The sequence below is a fragment of the Halopelagius longus genome (assembly GCF_900100875.1).
Lineage (GTDB): Archaea > Halobacteriota > Halobacteria > Halobacteriales > Haloferacaceae > Halopelagius > Halopelagius longus.
The window spans coordinates 922,044-940,820 of record NZ_FNKQ01000001.1 but is presented as its reverse complement, the minus strand read 5'-3'; the positions used below and the strand labels follow the sequence as shown (position 1 = coordinate 940,820).

General features: G+C 67.5%; 24 protein-coding genes. 17 read left to right on the top strand and 7 right to left on the bottom strand.

The annotated features are described in order from the left end of the window. The first annotated feature begins 99 nt into the window (after positions 1 to 99). From BLS11_RS04905 to BLS11_RS04875, 7 genes are all read left to right on the top strand, one after another. The gene (locus BLS11_RS04905; RefSeq protein ID WP_092533773.1) at positions 100 to 579 is read left to right on the top strand and encodes a 50S ribosomal protein L11; all 480 of its coding nucleotides are present in this window, start codon (positions 100 to 102) and stop codon (positions 577 to 579) included. Between the two features lie 323 nt (positions 580 to 902). Further along, complete coding sequence (locus BLS11_RS04900; RefSeq protein ID WP_092533770.1) at positions 903 to 1,541, top strand: 50S ribosomal protein L1; 639 nt, start codon at positions 903 to 905, stop codon at positions 1,539 to 1,541. After that, positions 1,538 to 2,581, top strand: a complete 1,044-nt coding sequence (locus tag BLS11_RS04895) for a 50S ribosomal protein L10 (RefSeq protein ID WP_092533767.1) — start codon at positions 1,538 to 1,540, stop codon at positions 2,579 to 2,581. Before BLS11_RS04900 ends, BLS11_RS04895 begins: the two co-directional genes overlap by 4 nt. Positions 2,582 to 2,599: 18 nt before the next feature. Next, entirely contained in the window at positions 2,600 to 2,932 is a 333-nt protein-coding gene (gene rpl12p / locus BLS11_RS04890; RefSeq protein WP_092533764.1) for a 50S ribosomal protein P1, read from the top strand. 195 nt (positions 2,933 to 3,127) lie between these two features. Next, positions 3,128 to 4,429: a tripartite tricarboxylate transporter permease gene (locus BLS11_RS04885; RefSeq protein ID WP_092533761.1), complete on the top strand. Its 1,302-nt coding sequence runs from the start codon at positions 3,128 to 3,130 to the stop codon at positions 4,427 to 4,429. Between the two features lie 46 nt (positions 4,430 to 4,475). Continuing rightward, the gene (locus BLS11_RS04880; protein ID WP_092533758.1) at positions 4,476 to 4,655 is read left to right on the top strand and encodes an HVO_2753 family zinc finger protein; all 180 of its coding nucleotides are present in this window, start codon (positions 4,476 to 4,478) and stop codon (positions 4,653 to 4,655) included. Between the two features lie 4 nt (positions 4,656 to 4,659). Next, positions 4,660 to 4,926: an elongation factor 1-beta gene (locus BLS11_RS04875; RefSeq protein WP_092533755.1), complete on the top strand. Its 267-nt coding sequence runs from the start codon at positions 4,660 to 4,662 to the stop codon at positions 4,924 to 4,926. A 29-nt stretch (positions 4,927 to 4,955) separates the two neighbouring features. Here BLS11_RS04875 and BLS11_RS04870 read toward each other — a convergent pair whose 3' ends face one another. Both BLS11_RS04870 and BLS11_RS04865 read right to left on the bottom strand, forming a co-directional pair. Then, complete coding sequence (locus BLS11_RS04870; protein ID WP_092533752.1) at positions 4,956 to 5,255, bottom strand: glycine zipper domain-containing protein; 300 nt, start codon at positions 5,253 to 5,255, stop codon at positions 4,956 to 4,958. Between the two features lie 91 nt (positions 5,256 to 5,346). After that, positions 5,347 to 6,510 carry a cystathionine gamma-synthase gene (locus BLS11_RS04865; RefSeq protein WP_092533749.1) on the bottom strand — a complete coding sequence of 388 codons (1,164 nt, stop codon included), beginning with the start codon at positions 6,508 to 6,510 and terminating at the stop codon, positions 5,347 to 5,349. A gap of 147 nt (positions 6,511 to 6,657) precedes the next feature. Between BLS11_RS04865 and BLS11_RS04860 the strand changes: the two genes are divergently transcribed. The 9 genes from BLS11_RS04860 to BLS11_RS04820 all read left to right on the top strand — a co-directional run bounded on the left by BLS11_RS04860 (position 6,658) and on the right by BLS11_RS04820 (position 14,092). Then, the gene (locus BLS11_RS04860; RefSeq protein WP_092533746.1) at positions 6,658 to 6,948 is read left to right on the top strand and encodes a 50S ribosomal protein L21e; all 291 of its coding nucleotides are present in this window, start codon (positions 6,658 to 6,660) and stop codon (positions 6,946 to 6,948) included. A gap of 11 nt (positions 6,949 to 6,959) precedes the next feature. Continuing rightward, on the top strand, positions 6,960 to 7,316 hold the full coding sequence (locus tag BLS11_RS04855) for an RNA polymerase Rpb4 family protein (RefSeq protein ID WP_092533742.1): 357 nt from the start codon (positions 6,960 to 6,962) through the stop codon (positions 7,314 to 7,316). A 42-nt stretch (positions 7,317 to 7,358) separates the two neighbouring features. After that, positions 7,359 to 8,006, top strand: a complete 648-nt coding sequence (locus BLS11_RS04850) for a DUF655 domain-containing protein (RefSeq protein ID WP_092533739.1) — start codon at positions 7,359 to 7,361, stop codon at positions 8,004 to 8,006. Positions 8,007 to 8,088: 82 nt separating this feature from the next. Then, positions 8,089 to 8,952 (top strand): 16S ribosomal RNA methyltransferase A, encoded by an 864-nt coding sequence (locus BLS11_RS04845; protein WP_092533736.1) that lies wholly within the window; start codon positions 8,089 to 8,091, stop codon positions 8,950 to 8,952. Between the two features lie 22 nt (positions 8,953 to 8,974). Continuing rightward, positions 8,975 to 10,183, top strand: a complete 1,209-nt coding sequence (locus BLS11_RS04840) for a mechanosensitive ion channel family protein (RefSeq protein WP_092533733.1) — start codon at positions 8,975 to 8,977, stop codon at positions 10,181 to 10,183. Continuing rightward, positions 10,180 to 10,794, top strand: coding sequence for a HemK2/MTQ2 family protein methyltransferase (locus tag BLS11_RS04835; RefSeq protein WP_092533730.1), 615 nt, complete (start codon positions 10,180 to 10,182; stop codon positions 10,792 to 10,794). Before BLS11_RS04840 ends, BLS11_RS04835 begins: the two co-directional genes overlap by 4 nt. 59 nt (positions 10,795 to 10,853) lie before the next feature. Further along, complete coding sequence (locus BLS11_RS04830) at positions 10,854 to 11,861, top strand: 5-methyltetrahydropteroyltriglutamate--homocysteine methyltransferase (RefSeq protein WP_092533727.1); 1,008 nt, start codon at positions 10,854 to 10,856, stop codon at positions 11,859 to 11,861. Beyond that, positions 11,861 to 12,931, top strand: a complete 1,071-nt coding sequence (locus BLS11_RS04825; RefSeq protein ID WP_092533724.1) for a methionine synthase — start codon at positions 11,861 to 11,863, stop codon at positions 12,929 to 12,931. The genes BLS11_RS04830 and BLS11_RS04825 overlap by 1 nt, the downstream gene beginning before the upstream one ends. A 219-nt stretch (positions 12,932 to 13,150) precedes the next feature. Further along, positions 13,151 to 14,092: a plastocyanin/azurin family copper-binding protein gene (locus tag BLS11_RS04820; RefSeq protein WP_092533721.1), complete on the top strand. Its 942-nt coding sequence runs from the start codon at positions 13,151 to 13,153 to the stop codon at positions 14,090 to 14,092. 27 nt (positions 14,093 to 14,119) lie between these two features. On the opposite strand, the gene BLS11_RS04815 is transcribed toward BLS11_RS04820, so the two are convergent. From BLS11_RS04815 to rpl7ae, 5 genes are all read right to left on the bottom strand, one after another. Beyond that, a complete protein-coding gene (locus tag BLS11_RS04815) occupies positions 14,120 to 14,665 on the bottom strand; it encodes a hypothetical protein (RefSeq protein WP_092533718.1) in 546 nt (181 codons plus the stop codon). 154 nt (positions 14,666 to 14,819) lie between these two features. After that, the gene (gene ndk / locus BLS11_RS04810) at positions 14,820 to 15,302 is read right to left on the bottom strand and encodes a nucleoside-diphosphate kinase (protein WP_092533716.1); all 483 of its coding nucleotides are present in this window, start codon (positions 15,300 to 15,302) and stop codon (positions 14,820 to 14,822) included. Then, the gene (locus BLS11_RS04805) at positions 15,299 to 15,508 is read right to left on the bottom strand and encodes a 50S ribosomal protein L24e (RefSeq protein WP_092533714.1); all 210 of its coding nucleotides are present in this window, start codon (positions 15,506 to 15,508) and stop codon (positions 15,299 to 15,301) included. Before BLS11_RS04805 ends, ndk begins: the two co-directional genes overlap by 4 nt. 2 nt (positions 15,509 to 15,510) lie before the next feature. Next, a complete protein-coding gene (locus BLS11_RS04800) occupies positions 15,511 to 15,735 on the bottom strand; it encodes a 30S ribosomal protein S28e (RefSeq protein WP_006054022.1) in 225 nt (74 codons plus the stop codon). A 6-nt stretch (positions 15,736 to 15,741) separates the two neighbouring features. Then, entirely contained in the window at positions 15,742 to 16,104 is a 363-nt protein-coding gene (gene rpl7ae / locus BLS11_RS04795; protein WP_092534510.1) for a 50S ribosomal protein L7Ae, read from the bottom strand. A 350-nt stretch (positions 16,105 to 16,454) separates the two neighbouring features. Here rpl7ae and tmcA point away from each other — a divergent pair, with 350 nt between their 5' ends. Continuing rightward, positions 16,455 to 18,761: a tRNA(Met) cytidine acetyltransferase TmcA gene (gene tmcA, locus BLS11_RS04790; RefSeq protein WP_092533712.1), complete on the top strand. Its 2,307-nt coding sequence runs from the start codon at positions 16,455 to 16,457 to the stop codon at positions 18,759 to 18,761. The last annotated feature ends 16 nt before the right edge of the window (positions 18,762 to 18,777 follow it).

Here is an 18,777-nt window from a genome sequence, read left to right as displayed (position 1 = left end):
GACCGCGCTCTTCCGCCGCCGCTCGACACCCTGTGTCGGCGTGACAGGCCCTTCGACCGAAAGAAAACCGTTAAAAGTCGCGGATTGGTCCTTTGAGGTATGGCTGGAACTATCGAAGTGCTCGTTCCCGGCGGGCAGGCCAATCCCGGTCCGCCGCTCGGTCCCGAGCTCGGGCCGACGCCCGTGAACGTGCAAGACGTCGTGCAGGAGATAAACGACGAGACCGCTGCCTTCGACGGCATGGAGGTCCCCGTCACCGTCGAATACGACGACGACGGCTCCTTCAGCATCGAAGTCGGCGTCCCCCCGACGGCGGAGCTCATCAAGGACGAGGCCGGATTCGAAACCGGCTCCGGCGAGCCCCAGAAGGACTTCGTCGCCGACCTGAGCGCCGACCAGGTGAAGAAGATCGCCGACCAGAAGTCGACGGACCTCCTCGCGTACGACTCGCTCAACGCGGCGAAGGAAGTCGTCGGGACGTGTACGTCCCTCGGCGTCACCATCGAAGGCAACAACCCGCGCGAGTTCAAGAAGCGCATCGACGACGGCGAGTACGACGACGTATTCGCCGACGAGTAACGCTCTCTGCTCGCTCGGGACTACGAGCGGTTCTTCTCTTCGGAACGACGCCCCGATAGCGACGGGTCCGTCCGCCGTCTGCGATTCCGTCCGCCGTCTGCGATTCCGTCCGCCGTCTCCCGCCCGCCGTCGTCGTTCGTCCACCGCCGTTTCGACGTGCGGGACGTTCACACGGAAACGGGCGTTTCCGCCGCAAAAGCCGCCGTTCGGGGGCGATTGCTTCGACGGACTTAAGGCCGAAACTCTCCTCGCGTCGTACGAGGCAGGCAGTAGCCTGTTTCACTGACCCGTAGGAGCAATCCTGCGTACTACGGAGGTGAATAATGGCAGATACGATAGTTGACGCAGTCTCTCGCGCACTTGAGGAGGCCCCCCCGCGGAACTTCCGTGAGACGGTGGACCTCGCAATCAACCTGCGCGATTTAGACCTTAACGACCCGTCGCAGCGTGTCGACGAAAGCGTCGTTCTTCCATCCGGTACCGGCCAGGACACACAGATCGTCGTGTTCGCTACCGGAGAAACCGCGCTCCGCGCGGAGGACGCCGCTGACCAAGTACTGGACGGTAACGACCTCGAGGACCTCGGTGACGACACCGACGCCGCCAAGGACCTCGCGGACGAGACCGACTTCTTCGTGGCCGAAGCCAGCATGATGCAGGACATCGGTCGGTACCTCGGTACCGTCCTCGGTCCTCGCGGTAAGATGCCGACGCCACTCCAGCCCGACGACGACGTCGTCGAGACCGTAAACCGCATGAAGAACACGGTCCAGCTCCGCAGTCGCGACCGTCGGACGTTCCACACCCGAGTGGGTGCGGAGGACATGTCCTCGGACGAAATCGCGGAGAACATCGACGTCATCATCCGCCGTCTCGAAGCGGACCTCGAAAAGGGCCCGCTCAACATCGACGGCATCTACGTGAAGACCACCATGGGTCCGTCCGTGGAGGTGCCCGCATGAGCGAGTCCGAGTCCGTCCGCAAGACGGAGACCATCCCCGAGTGGAAGCGCATCGAGGTCGGTGAACTCACCGACTTCCTCGAACGCTACTCCTCGGTCGGCGTCGTCGACGTCGCCGGCATCCCGAGCCGCCAGCTGCAGTCGATGCGGCGGGAGCTCCACGGCAGCGCCGAAGTCCGGATGAGCCGGAACACGCTGACCGTCCGCGCTCTCGAAGAGGTCGACGACGGTCTGGAGGACCTCGTCGACTACGTGGAGGGGCAGGTCGCACTCATCGGGACGAACGACAACCCGTTCGCCCTGTACAAGGAACTCGAAGCGTCGAAGACGCCCGCCCCCATCAACGCGGGCGAAGTCGCGCCGAACGACATCGTCATCCCCGAAGGCGACACGGGCGTAGACCCGGGTCCCTTCGTCGGCGAACTCCAGCAGGTCGGCGCGAACGCCCGCATCATGGAAGGGTCGATCAAGGTCACCGAAGACTCCCACGTCCTCGACGAGGGCGAGGTCGTCTCCGAGGACCTTGCGAACGTGCTGAGCGAACTCGGTATCGAGCCGAAGGAGGTCGGTCTCGACCTCCGCGGCGTCTTCTCCGAGGGCGTTCTGTTCGAGCCGGACGAACTCGCCATCGACGTCGAGGAGTACCGCGCGGACATCCAGTCCGCCGCGGCCGGCGCACGTAACCTCTCTATCAACGCGGTCTACCCGACGGACCAGACCGCGTCCGCGCTGCTCGCCAAGGCGACCGGCGAAGCCAAGGCCCTCGGCCTGTTCGCCGCCATCGAGGACCCGGACCTCATGCCGGACCTCGTCGCCAAGGCCGACGCGCAGCTCCGTTCGCTCGCGGCTCAGATCGACGACGAGGAGGCCCTCCCCGAGGAACTCCGCGGCGTCGAGGCCCCCGCGGCCCAGCCCGAGACGGACGAAGAAGAGGAATCGGCAGACGAAGAAGAAGAAGCCGAGGCTGACGCCGAAGCCGACGACGACGACGACGAAGACGGCGGCGACGGCGGCGAGGGTCTCGGAGCGATGTTCGGATAACAACGGAGGAATTCAACAATGGAATACGTTTACGCAGCTCTCATCCTGAACGAGTCGGGCGAAGAGATCAACGAAGACAACGTCACCGCGGTGCTCGATGCCGCCGGTGTGGACGTCGAGGAATCCCGCGTCAAGGCGCTCGTCGCCGCGCTGGAGGACATCGACATCGAGGAGGCCGTCGAGACGGCCGCCGCCGCTCCCGCGCCCGCGTCGGGCGGTAGCGCCGGTGGCGAAGTCGAGACCGCCGACGAAGACGAGGACGAGGCCGGTGCCGACGAGGACGAGGCCGAAGCCGAAGACGACGACGAAGAGGAAGAGTCCGGCGAGGGCCTCGGCGAGCTCTTCGGGTAACTCCGGCGCTCCCGAGCGTTCTCACCGACGCCTCGAATCGTCTCAGAATCCGCATTTCTTTCGACCCTATCCCGCCAGCGACGGCCACCGCGCCGTCCGCGGCGACGCGCCAGCCACGCTAGCCGCGCGGCGCTCGCTATCTGCGTTACTCCCGCCGCGAACGTTCAAATACGATAGGGCGGCCACTCCGCCGAGATGCCCGCGTCGACGCTCGAACCGGCGGCGACCGCACTCGCGTCAGCGACCGCTTCCGCCGCGCCCGCGGCGACGACGCTGGCGTTCGCCCTCTGCGGCGTCGCCCTCGGGTCGGTGAGCGGACTCGTCCCCGGCCTGCACGCCAACGCGTTCGCCCTCGCCCTCGCCGCCGCCGCGCCGTCGCTCCCGGGGCCGCCGACGGCCGTCGCCGCCGCGATTCTCGCCGCGGGCGTCGTCCACACGTTCCTCGACGTGGTGCCGGGACTCGTCCTCGGCGTCCCCGACGCGGCGACGGCCCCGGCGTCGCTTCCGGGGCACCGACTCGTCCTCGCGGGCTGCGGGACGGAGGCGCTCCGGCTGTCGGCGCTGGGGAGCATCGCGGCCCTCTGCGTCGCCGTTCCGCTCTCCGTCCCCCTCTCGCATCTCGTCTCGGAGTGGTCGCACCTGCTCCGCGCGTGGCTTCCGGTCCTGCTCGCTGCCGTCGTCTGTCTCCTCGTGTGGGCCGAACCCACCCGTCGGGCGCGCGTCGCGGGCGTCGGCTGTTTCCTCCTCGCCGCCGCCCTCGGGTTTCTGACGCTCGACCTCCCGGCGGGCGGTCCGTTGGCCCCCGCGGGCGCGGCGTCGATGCTCGCACCGCTCTTCGCCGGGCTGTTCGGCGCACCGGTCGTCCTCGATTCGGTGGACGCGTCCGGGCCGATTCCCCCGCAGGCGGCCGCGAGCGTCGGCCTCTCGCCGGGCGTCGTCGCTCGCTCCGCGCTCTCCGGCGTCGGCGGCGGCGTCCTCGTCGGCTACCTGCCGGGCGTCTCCGCGGGCGTCGCGGCGGTGCTGGCACTCGGCGGAAGCGGCGGCGCGACACCGAACGCCGGGGAAGCGACGGACCGGGCGTACCTCGTCGCGACCAGCGGAGCCGACACCGCGACGGCCGTCTTCGCCGTCGGGTCACTCGCCGTCGTCGGCGCGCCGCGAAACGGCGTCACCGTCGCCCTCTCATCCGCCGCGTCCGGCGGCGTTCCGCTGGGACTGTCCGGCCTGCTTTCGGTGGTCGTCCTCGCGGGCGGTGCGGGCGCGGTCCTCGTCCCCTTCCTCGGCGACCGGTACCTCCGCCTCGCCCGGTCGTTCTCCCACCGGCGGCTCTCGCTTTCGGTGCTCGCGCTCCTGTGGGCGCTTTCGTTCCTGTTCGCCGGACTCCTCGGCGCGTGCGCGTTCGCCGTCGCCGCCGTCGTCGGCCTCCTGCCGCCGCGGTTCGGCGCGCGGCGCGTCCACCTGATGGGCGTCCTCGTCGGTCCGGTTCTCGTCGGGTGACCGGGAAAGACAACCGTTAAAAGTCGCGGACGGCTTTATCGACTACATGAGCGAGTCCGAACAGCGACACGCCCACCAGTGCGTGTCCTGTGGCATCAACATCTCCGGCATGTCCGCCGCGACGTTCGACTGCCCGGAGTGCGGCCACGAAATTTCGCGTTGTTCCAAGTGCCGCAAGCAGAGTAACCTCTACGAGTGCCCCGACTGCGGCTTCATGGGACCCTAGAACGATGGGAAAGGTCGCTGCGAAACTCAAGGTCATGCCGAGTAGCCCGGAAATCGACCTCGACGAACTCCAAGAGCGTCTGGAGGAGTCCCTCCCCGAGGGCGCGAAGATAAACGGCTTCGAGCGCGACAACGTCGCGTTCGGTCTCATCGCGCTTCTCCCGACGGTCATCGTCCCGGACGACGCGGGCGGCACGGAAGCCGTCGAAGAGGCGTTCAACGGCGTCGACGACGTCGAGAGCGTCTCCGTCGAGAACGTCGGCCGTATCTAAGGGCGCGAGGACGGCGTTCGCGCGCCGACCTATTCTCCGCGTTCCGTAACTGCGATACCCGCCAGCGGAGCGAGTATCAGGCCGATACCCGAGGCGATGACGAGTGCCGCCCCGGCGGACGTGCCGAGGACGGCCATCGCGGCGACGCCGGCGAGAGCGCCGACGAGTACCGCGATCGAGGCACCCGCGCCGAACTGCTCGGCGATGTGGGTCACGTCGGGGTGCGTCGCGTCGGAGTGTGACTCCCCGTGCGGAACGTCCACCTCGGCGTGCGTCGTCTCGCTTTCTTTCGGAAGCGCTTCGGTCCCCGTCGCGTACTCTTGTGCCATAGCCGGACGTACACGCGCCGAAAGAATATCTTTTTCCGTGTTTCTCGGAGGCTTAAGTGTTCGGCGTGCTCCGAAGAACACCCGCGAGAGCCTACAGCGCCGCCTCGAACGCCCGTTCGAGGTCGGCCTTGAGGTCGTCGACGTGTTCGACGCCGACGCTGACGCGGACGAGTCCGTCCGACAGTCCGGCGGCGACGCGTTCCTCTCGGGGGATGGCGGCGTGCGTCATCGCCGCTGGTTGCTCGATGAGGCTCTCGACGCCGCCGAGACTCTCCGCGAGCGTGAACACCTCCGTCTCGGAGACGAGCGTGGAGGCTTCTTCGAGCGTCCCGTCGAGTTCGAAAGAGAGCATGCCGCCGAAGTCGTCCATCTGTTTCTCCGCGACGTCGTGTTGGGGGTGCGACTCCAGTCCCGGGTAGTACACCCTGTCTACGGCGTCGTGGTCCTCCAACCACTGCGCGAGTTCGCGGGCGTTGTCGCAGTGGCGGTCCATCCGCACGGGGAGCGTCTTCGTCCCGCGGAGGACGAGAAAGCAGTCGAACGGCGAGGGCGTCGCGCCGACGGAGTTCTGATAGAAGCCGAGTCGTTCGTCCAACTCCTCGTCGTTCGTGACGAGTGCGCCGCCCACCACGTCGGAGTGGCCGCCGAGGTACTTCGTCAGCGAATGTGAGACGATGTCCGCGCCGAGGTCGAGCGGTCGTTGGAGGTACGGCGTCGCGAACGTGTTGTCCACCGCACAGAGGGCGTCGTACTCGTGGGCGACGTCGGCGAGCGCCTCGATGTCGTTGACGCGCATGAGCGGGTTCGTCGGCGTCTCGACCCACAGCAGTTCCGTCTCCTCGCCCATCGCCTCCTCGACGGCGTCGTGGTCGGTCGTGTCCACGAAGTCGAACTCCAAGTCGTAGTCCTCGTACACCTGCGTGAAGATGCGGTGGGTCCCGCCGTACACGTCGTCGCCGGTGACGACGTGGTCGCCCGCCTCCAGCAGGTTCAACACCGTGTTGATGGAACCCATCCCCGAGGAGAACGCCCGGCCGTACTCGCCGCCCTCGAGCGACGCGATGTTCGCTTCGAGGTCGGTCCGCGTCGGGTTGCCCGTTCGGGAGTACTCGTACCCGCGGTGGTCGCCGGGGCCGTCCTGTACGTACGTCGAGTTGGCGAAGATGGGCGTCATGAGCGCACCCGTCTCCTCGTCGGGGTCTTGGCCGGCGTGGATGGCGCGCGTCTCGATTCGCTCCTCGCTGTCGTCGGTCATACCTCCCCTTCGACGGACGACGCCCTAATTCCTTCCCGTCCGGACGGAGACGCCCCGCCGAGGGCGTGCGCCCACGTGGGTTCGACACACGCTCCGAACGGGAACGTGTCTTTTATAACTTCGACCACTGTATTCGTCTTCACAACTATGCCGAGTTCCAACGGTCCGCTCAAGGGCACGCGAGGAAAGCTTTCGAACAGCGCACGCGAGCGCGGCACCTCCCCGCCGCAGCGCGCGATTCAGGAGTACGAGGAGGGCGAGAAGGTCCACCTCAAAATCGACCCCAGCGTCCGAGGCGGTCGCTTCCACCCGCGCTTCAACGGCCACACGGGCGAAGTGATCGGTAAGCAGGGCCGCGCGTTCAAGGTCCGGATCAACGACGGTGGGAAGGACAAGACCATCATCGCCAAGGCCGCCCACCTCCGCGCACAGCAGTAAGCCCCACGCCGATGACCATCTTCAAACAGAAGGTAGACGAGGAGTACCTCACCGTCTCCGAGGTCAAGTCGCTCCTACAGGATGTCGAGGCGGAACGCGCCGCGGACGAAGAGCGCGACATCCGCTACGAACTCGCACGCGCCATCGAACACGTCAACCGATTCGCCGTCCTCGACCCCGAGGAGTCGCGCGAACTCGTCGAGGAACTCCTCGAACTGGAGAAGGTGGACGAAGAGACGGCGTTCAAAATCGCGGACCTGCTGCCGCAGAGTCGAGACGAACTTCGTTCGCTGTACGCGCAGCAGCGGTACGCCCTGAGCGGCGACGAACTCGACGAGATTCTGAACGTGGTCGCGAAGTACGCCTGAGACGGCCAACTTTTTAAATACGCCGTCGGCGTATCTACTGACATGACGCCCCCTGACAGCGGAGACGCCGACGCCGGCGAGCACGGCCCGTCGGGCCACGATTCGTCTCACGACGCCGACTCGGAGGCGACCGGCGACGCCGACGTCCGCTACGCGGTCATCTTGGACTACCTCGCTCACGGCAAGGCGGATAGCCGCAGTTACGACGAGTCCCCCTTAGCGTACGCCCTCGGCATCGACAACTTCCGCCTGTTCGAGCTCCGCCTCGACGAGGAGGCGGGCCTCGGTATCGGGGACCGAGTCGCCGTCGGCCCGCCGGGCGAACGCGACGCGGTGGAGGAGCTGTACGAGATCGAGTACGACGACCTCTCGAACACCGCCAACGCCGAACTGGAGTACGTGGTCGAGGAGATAGTCGAGGACGACGAACGCCGGTTCGTCGACTTCTACAACGACGCCCAGCCCATCACCCTCAGGCTCCACCAGTTGAACCTGCTTCCGGGCATCGGGAAGAAGCTCCGAAACAACATCCTCGACGAACGGAAGCGCGGGCCCTTCGAGAGCTTCGAGGACTTAGAGGAACGCGTCTCCGGTCTCCACCACCCGAAGGACGTGCTGGTCGAGCGAATCATGGAGGAACTGCGGGACGACGACCTGAAGTACAAGACGTTCGTCGGACGCAACGAGTAGCGCCGGGCTGTTTCTTCCGAGCCGAGTCGTCGCTACGTGGCGACCCGAGACGTTTACACCCGCGCGGACGAAACGGCGAACGATGACAGAGCAGCAGCCGGACGCCGAGACGGGCGTCCCTCGGCGAGACCCCGACGAACTCCTCCGGCGGGCGGGCGTCCGGGGGGACCCCGAGCAGGACCAACACTTTCTGGTCGACGACCGGGTTCTCGACCGGGTCCCCGGCTACCTCCCCGACGACGCGGACACCTCGCACGTCCTCGAAGTCGGCGGCGGGACCGGTGCGCTCACGGACCGGTTGCTCCGCGTCGCAGACCGGGTGACCGTCGTCGAACGGGACCGCCGGCTGGCGGCGTTCCTGCGCGAGGAGTTCGCGGCGGACGTAGAGAGCGGCCGGCTGACCGTGCTGGAGGGCGACGCCCTCTCGGTCGAGTTGCCGGAGTTCACCGCCTGCGTCTCGAACCTCCCGTACGGCATCTCCTCCGAGATAGCGTTCCGGTTGCTCCCGCGGGGGCGACCGCTGGTGTTGATGTTCCAAAAGGAGTTCGCCGAACGGATGGCCGCCGACGCCGGAACCGACGACTACGGCCGCCTCTCGGTGAGCGCACAGCACTACGGCGACGTGGAGGTGGTCGAAACCGTCCCGCGGGAGGCGTTCTCCCCGAAACCGGCGGTACAGAGCGCAATCGTCCGCGTGACGCCTCGCGCGCCCGACTACGAGGTCGAAGACGAGTCGTTCTTCCTCGACTTCGTGAAGGCGCTTTTCACCCAACGGCGCAAGACCATCCGAAACGGCATCCGCAACACGGCGCACATCTCCGGCCTCTCGGACCCCGAGGCGGTCGTCGAGGCGGCCGACGAGGACGTGCTCCGCAAGCGCGCCGGCAACATGGCTCCGAAAGAGTTCGCCGCGTTGGCGACGCTCGCGGACGAACACGGCCGGTAGCGAACTACACTCACCGCTCTCGATGCAGACGCACACACTCACGACGGCGGCGACAGAGGCCGCGGAGAGCGGACTCCTCGCCCTGCCGCGGACGTTCGTCCCCTCGCTGACGGGGCGGGTCGCCGTGACCGTCGCCGTCGTCGCCGTCGTCACGTTCGTACTGGGCCGGACGAACAGGTTCCACGACTTGGTGCCGCCGTGGATCCCCGCCACCGTCTGGCACGTCGGCGTCACGCTGGCGACGATGGCGGTCACCGTCGGCGGCGCGCTACTCCTCGTCGGCGTCTGGGGCTTCTCGGCCCAACTCGTCGAGGTGTACGAACAGTACCGGTTCGGCAGGCGGGTGGTCGTCCAACTCGCCCTCTCGGGGCTGCTCCTCGTGAGTGCGTACGCGGTAACCGGCCTCGTCCACCAACTCACGGACGAGGTGGCCCAGAGCCAACCGAACGTCAGCGACCACCAACGGGAGGTCATCTACCGCCTCGCTCAGTTGACGGTGTACTTCGTCACCGCGGTGGTCGTCCTCGGCGTCTGGAACGCCGACCTCGGCGGGTTGCTCGTCGGGGCCGGGTTCCTCGGCATCGTCGTCGGGATGGCGGCGAGACAGACGCTCGGCGCACTCATCGCCGGGTTCGTCCTCATGTTCTCCCGACCGTTCGAGATAGGCGACTGGATAGAGGTCGGCGAACACGAGGGCATCGTCACCGACATCACCGTCGTGAACACGCGCATCCAGTCGTTCGACGGCGAGTACGTGATGGTCCCCAACGACGTTATCTCGGGCGAGACGCTCGTCAACCGGAGTCGGAAGGGGAGACTCCGCATCGAAGTCGAAGTCGGCGTGGACTACGACGTCGACCCGAACCACGCCGCAGAGGTGGCCCAAGCGGCCGTCGACGAACTCGAAGACGTGCTCTCGGTCCCGTCGCCGCAGGTGGTCCTCAAGGAGTTCGGCGACTCGGCGGTGCTTCTCGGCGTCCGCGCGTGGATAGACCGACCCAGCGCCCGCCGCAAGTGGCGGACGCAGACGGCCATCGTCGGCGCGGTCAAGGAGGCGTTCGACCGCGAGGGAATCAAGATACCCTACCCGCAACAGGAACTCATGGCGCGCGAAGAGAAAGAGGGGTTCGTCCTCGCGGGCGGCGAGGGTCCGGCCCCCGACGCCGACGAAGACGCCCCACGCGACCAATCGCACACCCGCGCGGCCGACGGACGGGGTGAGGAGTCGTGACGGGCGAGGACTTGGCCGAGAAACGAGGGATGGAGACGGACGTCTATCAACCCGCCGAGGACTCCGGACTGCTGGCGGAGGCCGTCGTCGAACGGGGCTGCGGGCGGTTCTTGGAGGTCGGAACCGGGTCCGGGTGGGTCGCAGAGCAGGCGGCGAGGGAGGCGGCGGACGTAGAGAGCGTCGTCGCCACCGACGTGAACCCCCACGCGTGTCGAAGCGCCCGCGAACGCGGCCGGGCGGCGGCCTCGGAGGGACACGGCGAAATCGAGGTGGTCCGCGCGAACCTGCTCGACCCGTTCGCAGACGGCGCGTTCGACACCGTGGCGTTCAACCCGCCGTACCTCCCGACGGACCCCGACAACGAGTGGTCCGACTGGATGGAACGCGCCCTCTCGGGCGGCGAGACGGGCCGGGAACTCATCGACCCGTTCGTCGACGACGTCGGGCGGGTGCTCGCGCCCGACGGCGTCGTCCTACTGTTGGTGAGTTCGCTCACCGGCTACGACGAGGTGGTCGAACGGGCCGAACGGCGGGGCTTCGACCACGACGTGGTCGTCCGCGAGTCGTACCCCTTCGAGACGCTGAGCGTCCTCGCGCTCTCGGAAAAATAACTGGGAAGCATTAGACGCATTAGCAAATATTAAGCAGCGGCATTTCCAACGGGGAGACGATGACAGAGTTCGTCGCCACGACGCCCGGGTTGTATCCCCTCCCCGACTGGGCGAAGACAGACCTCTCGGACCTGAAAGGCCACCAGAAACACGACCTCATCTCGGGCGACGAATCCGACGACATCGTCGCCGTCTACGAGGACGCCCGCGCCGAGGTCGTAGACGACCAACTCGACGCCGGTCTGGACCGCATCGTCGAGGGGCAACTCCGCTGGGACGACATGCTCGCACACCCCCTCACCGTCCACGAGAACGTCGAGACGGGCGGCATCGTGCGCTACTACGACAACAACAACTTCTATCGTGACCCCCGCGTCGTCGGCGACCTGACGTTCTCCGGCGACGTGGCCGAGGAACTGGAGTCGGCCGCCGACCGACTCGACGGCGAACCGCTTCAGGCGGTCCTCCCCGGCCCGTACTCGCTTGCGGAACTAGCCTCCGACGAACACTACGGCGACGAGGCGGAGTTCCTCGACGCCGTCGCCGAGTTCCTCGGCGGCGAAGTCGAGGCGTTCCCCGACCACGAGACGCTGTACCTTCTGGAACCCTCCCTGGTCACCGACGCGCCCGACGACGACGTCGCCGAACGCGTCCCCGACGCCGTCGACGCCGTCGCCGACGCGACGGACGCCGACGTGGTCGTCCACACCTACTGGGAGGCGTTCGACGAGAAGACGTACGCCCACCTGATGGACGCCGACGTCGAGGCCATCGGCTTCGACTTCGTCGAGGCCGACAGAGAGCAGACGCTGTACAACATCAACGAGTACGGGACGAAAGACTCGATTTCGCTCGGCCTCGTGGACGGACAGAACACGCTGGTCGAAGACCCCGAGACGGTGCGCGAACGCGTCGAGTGGGTCCTCGACCAAGTGCAGATGGCGACGTTCGAGACGACGTACCTGACGACGAACACCGAACCGTTCTACCTACCCGTGAACAAGCACCAAGAGAAACTCGCCGTCCTCGCTGAGGCGGCCGACCTCCAGACGGAGGTGGAGGCGTAATGGCACGAAACGCGGACAACCGCGAGCAGTTCCGACCGAACGGCCACGAGAACGACCACTTCCTCCTGACCACGGTGGTCGGGAGTTACCCCAAGCCGAAGTGGCTGAACCGCTCGAAGGAACTCGCCGACGACGAGGAGTCGAAGTTCGACGACGACGACTTGGCGGAGGCGTACGACGACGCCGCGCGCGTCATCACCCACGAACACGAGAACGCGGGCCTCGACACCGTCGTCGACGGCGAGATGCGCCGCGAGGAGATGGTCGAGTACTTCGCCCACCGCATCCCCGGCTACGAGTTCAACGGCCCGGTGAAGGTGTGGGGGCACAACTACTTCGACAAACCCTCCGTCGCGAGCGAAGTCGAGTACGACGAACCGTGGTTGGTCGACGAGTTCGAGTTCACCTCCGACGTGGCCGAGAAGCCCGTGAAGGTGCCCATCACCGGCCCGTACACCCTCGCTCGCTGGTCGTTCAACGAGGCGTACAACACCGAGGAGGACCTCGCCTACGACCTCGCGGACCTCGTGAACACGGAAGTCGAGAAACTCGTCGAGGCGGGCGCGCGCTACATCCAGATAGACGAACCCGCCCTCGCGACGACGCCCGACGACCACGCCATCGTCGGCGAGTGTCTCGAACGCATCGTCGACGGCATCGACGACGAGGTTCGCATCGGCCTCCACGTCTGTTACGGCGACTACTCCCGCATCTACCCCGAACTCAACGACTTCCCCATCGACGAGTTCGACGTGGAACTGTGCAACGGCGGCTACGAGCAGATAGACGTGTTCACCGACCCCGAGTTCGAACCGGACCTCGCACTCGGCGTCGTGGACGTCCACACCGCCGAGGTGGAGTCCGTCGAGGAGATAAAGGAGAACATCAAGCAGGGTCTGAAGGTCGTCCCGCCGGAGAAACTCACCGTCTCGCCCGACTGCGGCGTGAAACTCCTCCCCCGCGAAGTCGCCTACCGGAAGATGGAGAACATGGTGAAAGCCGCCCGCGAAGTCGAAGCGGAACTCGACGAAGGCGAAATCGACGTCGCGGCGACGCCGAAGGCCGACTAACCCGAACCGCACGCCCGTCGCTTTCTTTCTGCGCTCTCGTCTCCGCGCCGCCTCCCCGACGGTACGACTCGGCGAGAATGTCATCCAGTTGGTAGCATGCGTACGGTTATGTGATTCAAAAATCATGTTCGGCGTGGGATGCCACCTCAGAGAGACGAACGCGGTACGGCGGACGACGCACGGGAATGCTCGGAAAAGAGACAATTTCCGCGGCGGACGGTGCTTCGCGTCGCCGGCGCATCGACGGCGCTTTCGCTCGGTGCGGGGACGGCGGCGGGAGGCGACGGACACGGCGACGGCGGCGACGATTCGAAGGGGTCGGACGGACCCGTCGCGCCGCAGAACCCGAAGGACATCGACCCCGTCTTCGGGTACCCCTCCGCGGCGGAGAGTCCCTGCCTCGGCGAGGCGTCGGAGGACTGCTTCGAGGCGTTCGCGAAGTCGGTCCGCCCCTCCCACGAAGTCGAGATGTACACGGACCTCCCGCAGTTGTTGCTCGCCGTCGGCGGACAGGGAGCGCTCTCGGAGACGACGCTCCAAAACGTCAACGAGGCAGTGGCAGACGGGTCCGTAGACGAGGGCGAACTGTCGAATCCGGACTCTGACGTGGAGGTGCAACTGCCCGACGGGTCCTCGGAGTCGGTGACCGTCCGCGAAATCGCGGAACTGCTGGCCGAGACTGTCGGCTTCCACTTCGAACCGGCCGGACTGCGGGTGAGTCCGGGCGACGTGGTGCTGTACAGCGCGGAATCGCCCGACCACGGCGTGACGGCCTACCACGAACGCCACGGCCGACAACACCGCGTCCCCGACGGGGCCGAACCCCTCTCTTCGCCCATCGTGCCCGTCGGCGGGTACTGGCTCTACCGCTTCGAGGAGGAGGGCGTCTACGACCTCTACTGCCCGCCGCACGAACCGTTCGGCATGGTGCACCGCGTCGTGGTCACAGACGAGGAGGGCGACGCGCCGGAACAGACCGTCGAGGACACCGGCCGACCGCCGGAGGAGACGAACAACCTCGCGTCCGTCCTCGGGGGCTTGGACCCGAACGTCCCGAGTGCGCTTTCGGCCCTCGAAAGCGACGCGCTTCACCCGGAGCGAATCGCTTCACGCGGCACCGTCTCGTGGGAAGACGTGGTCGAAGAACACCGGACGGGTTGACGGCGAGAGGCGGGGCGACACCCCGACTCAGGCGAGTTCGGCCTCGGGAGTCCCGGCGGCGGCGGCGTTCGACGGCGACCGAATCACCCACTGTCCGTCGCCGGCGTACGTCAACGGGAGTTCCCGGCCGACGGCGTCGGAGAGGCGGGACGGTTCGACGCCGCAGGCGGCGGCGACGCGTTCGAGTTCCGTCTCGCCGGTGAGGCGGTCCGGCGTCGGCACCCACACCGAAGCGACCGGGTCGTCGGGCGATTCGAGGGGGAGGGCGACGTCGAACCGGACGCCCGGCCTGCGCCCGAACCACGAATCGCTCGCTCCGCGTCGCTCCTCCGGGACCACTCGGCGAACCACGCCGCTGTCGATTCGCGGCGCGTTCCGGAGGTCCGCGAGGTGCGTCTCGACGTCGCGTATCGCGGCGGGGTCCGCCGTCGACGTCGGCGCGAGCATCGCACTCACCGCCTTCGTCAGGCGCGCCGCGGCGACGGCGAAGACGGACGCGACGAGGAGGACGGCGACGCCGCCGGCGAGGAGAGCGCTCGCGAAGAACCACAAGAGCAGTTCGAGTTCCGTCATCGAACCCCGTTTTGCGCCCGAAACGAATACGGTTTTTCTGCCCCGAGAGAGACCGTCAGCGCGGCGGAACGGTCGCTTCGACGAGAGGGTTACCGGCGGCTCCGAGCGATGCGACGGTCGGACCGGACGAAAGAGAAAACTGCGTCGGGGCGGGTTAGTGGTCGCCGGCGTCTTCGTAGAGCCACGTCTCGTCGACGCGGTCGTAGTCGACGAGTTCGTCGTCGTCGAAGAACAGCGAGATTTCCCGCTCGTTCGCGCCCTCGTCCTCGTGGTCCGAGGCGTGGATGACGTTGCGGCCGAGGTCCAGCCCGTAGTCGCCGCGGATGGTGCCCGGGGCGGACTCGGCGGGGTCGGTCTCGCCGACCATCGAACGGACCTGTCGGGTCGCGTCCGCGCCTTCCCAGACCATCGCGAAGACGGGACCGGACGTGATGAATCCGACGAGGTCATCGAAGAACGGCTTGTCCTCGTGCTCGCCGTAGTGTTCCTGCGCCAACTCGTCGTCTATCTGCATGAACTTCCCGGCGACGAGCTTCAGACCGCGGTCCTCGAATCGGGAGACGATGTCGCCCACGAGTCCGCGCTGGACGCCGTCGGGCTTGACCATCACGAAGGTGCGTTCGTCGTGGTGGCTCATTCTTCAGCGTTCTCCTGCGAGGGGCCGCCGGCGGCCTGTCCTTCGGCGGTCCACTCCACGTCGCGGGCCTCGCGGCCGAGGAAGTAGTTCTTCTCGGCCTTCGAGTCCTTGAAGTGGAGGATGGTACCGTCGTTCTTCACGTACATCGTGCCCGTACCGGGCTCGATCTCTTCGCCGCTGAAGTCGCACGTGCGCTTTTCGACCATTGTTACTGACCTCCGATGGAGTCGGCGTCGCGCTGGGTCTCACGAAGCTGGAGGATGTCGCCCTCGCGGACGGGTCCCAGCACGTTGCGCGTGATGATCCGGCCCTGATTCGAGCCTTCGCGGATGCGGCACTTGACCTGCATGGCCTCGCCGTGCATCCCGGTCTTGCCAACGATCTCGATGACCTCGGCGGACGTCGAGTCGCTGGCAGTCTCTTCTGCGCTCATGGTGGATTACCGGAGTTCCTCGACCTTCGCGCCGATGTCCTCGACCTGCTCTTGGGCCTCGCCGGCGTTGACGATGGCGGCGGCGGCGGAGCCGACTTCGAGGCCGGCGGCCTGACCGACTTCGTCCTGCGTCTCGATGAAGATGTACGGGATACCCTTCTCGTCGGCGAGTTCGGGCAGGTGCATGACGATCTCCTCGGGGGAGACGTCTTCCGCGATGAGGACGAGCTCGGCGTTGCCGCGCTCGATGGACTTGGTCGTCTCGTTGGTTCCTTTCTTCACTGTACCGGTGTCTCGGGCGACCTCGAGCGCCTCGAGGGCGTTCTCTGCGAGGTCGGCTGGGACGTCAAATTCTACGTAGACTGGCATGGGTTGTTCACCTATCCTGCTCGCGGGCTCGACTGCCCCGCCGGCCGACCACATTGGTCGCGGTCTTCCCTGACGGCGGGGAGAATCATCAACCCCGGGCAGGCTGTACACCTCGATAGCGTCGGACCCCATAAAAGCGCTTTCAATGCTCGCCTGCCGTGTTATTCGGCCGCATGCGCTATTTCGGTCGATACCGTCCGTCGCGTCGCCGCGATTTCACACGAGCGATGACGTGTCCGAGGCTCCCGTAAAGAGGGGGCGGTTGGCGACCCGACCGCCGGACGCGGACGTCGAGACGCCCGACGGGAGAGAACGGAACGGCCTTACGTGGTCACAGACAACCGCGGGGCATGGATATCGCCGCCCTCGCCGCCGAGGTACGGGCGGCGGCGACGCGGGCGAACCACCGACGACTGGTCGTCCTCGCGGGCGACAGGGACGCCTGCATCGACGCCGCCTTCGACGTTCTCGACGGGGCCGACGTTCCGGACGACGAGACGACTATCGTCACCGCCCGAGAGGGGTTTCGCTTCGAGCGTCTACACCCCAAGCGCGCGGGCGAACTCCTCGGTTCGACGCGAACCGCCGTCGTCTGCGACGCCCACGAGGAGTTCTCGCCGAACGTCGTCGGCCGACTCGTCGGCGCGGTGGACGGCGGCGGCCTGTTCGTCCTCCTGACGCCGCCCCTCGACGAGTGGCCCGCCCGAACGGGGTCGTTCGACGAATCGCTCGCCGTCCCGCCGTTCTCCGTCTCGGACGTGACCGGCCGGTTCCGCGAACGCCTCGTCTCGACGCTCCGAGACCACCCCGGCGTGGCGATAGCGAACGTAGACGAGGGCGTCGTCGAACGCGACGGGTCGGCCCCGTCGCCGCCCGACGTTGGCGACCGGTCGCCGTCGGTTCCGCGCGAACGCGAGCGTCGCTTCCCCCGCCTCGCCTACGAGTCCTGCCTGACCGGGGACCAATCGCGGACGCTCCGCTCCTTGGAACGCCTCGCCGACCCGGGCGAGGCGGTGGTCGTCGAGGCGGACCGCGGGCGGGGGAAGTCCGCCGCCGCCGGGTTAGCCGCCGCCTCCCTCGCCGCCGAGGGGCGCGACGTGCTGGTGACCGCGCCGTCGTACCGGAGCGCCGAGGAGGTGTTCGTCCGCGCGGAGACGCTCCTGTCGGACCTCGGCGCACTCGCCGACTCCGCCGAGAGAACCTCGGCGGGCCGCCAGACGCAGTCCGGCGATCACGACGAGGAGCGTCACGTCCTGCGGGCGAACGCGGAGGCGGGCGCGGAGGGCGGGCGCGTCCGCTTTTCGGACCCCCCGACGGCGGCGACGCTCCCGGACGACCCGGACGCCGTCCTCGTGGACGAGGCGGCGGCGCTCCCCGTGCGCCTCCTCTCGTCGTTCCTCGACGCGCCCGCGGCGGGCTTTTTCACCACCGTGCACGGCTACGAGGGCGCGGGGCGGGGCTTCTCGGTTCGCTTCCGCGACAGACTGGCCGAGAGCGACTTCACCGTCACCGACGCCGCCTTGGACGAGCCGATTCGCTACGCCCGGGGCGACCCGGTGGAGACGTGGGCGTTCCGCGCGCTCCTCCTCGACGCGCGCCCGCCGGTGGACCCACTCGTCGAGGACGCGACGCCAGAAACAGTCGAGTACCGCGCCGTCTCCCCCGAAGAACTCCTCGCGGACGACCACCTGCTGTCGGAGGCGTTCGGCCTCCTCGTGTTCGCGCACTACCGGACGGAGCCGAACGACTTGGCGCGCCTGTTGGACGCGCCGAACCTCGAACTCCGCGCACTCTGCCACGAGGGCCACGTCGTCAGCGTCGCCCTCCTCGCCCGCGAGGGCGGGTTGGACGCGGAGACGCGCCGAGCGATGTACGAGGGCGCTCGCGTCCGCGGGAACATGCTCCCGGACGTGTTCACCAGCCAACTCCGCGACGAGGAGGCGGGCGTGCCCGTCGGCTACCGCGTGATGCGCATCGCCACCCACCACGCCGTTCGCTCCCGCGGACTCGGCTCGCGACTGCTGACGGCGGTGCGGCGGGAGTTCGCGGGGCGGGCGGACTACCTCGGCGTCGGCTACGGCGCGACGCCGGAACTGCTCTCCTTTTGGGCGGCGAACGGCTACTCGACGGTCCACCTCTCGACGACGAGAAACGACACCAGCGGCGAGTACTCCGCGCTCATGCTCCTTCCCCTCTCGGAGGCGGGTGAAGCCCTCCGCGACAGGCACGCCTCGTACTTCATCGACCGAATCGTCGCCGTCCTCTCGGACCCCCTGCGGGACGTAGAGCCCGACGTGGCGCGGGCGGCGCTTCGCGCCTGCGAGGCGGACGTCTCCCCGTCGCTGTCGGACCGCGAGTGGCGCGTCGTCGTCGGGGCGTCGTACGGTCCCGGCATCTACAGCGCCGCGCCCGAGGCGTTCCGGCGACTCGCACTCGCGCACCTCCTCTCTCCGGACCGGGTCGAACTCGACGCCCGCGAGGAGCGACTGCTCGTCCGGAAGGTCCTGCAGGGCCGCCCGTGGACGCCCGTCTCCGAGGAACTCGGCTACGTCTCGCAGGGGCAGTGCATGCGAGCGCTCGGCGACGCGTACAAACCGCTCGTGGACGAGTACGGCCCCGAGAGCGCCCGCGAGGAGCGCGCGCGGTTCACCGACTGAGCCGATTTCGTCGGGT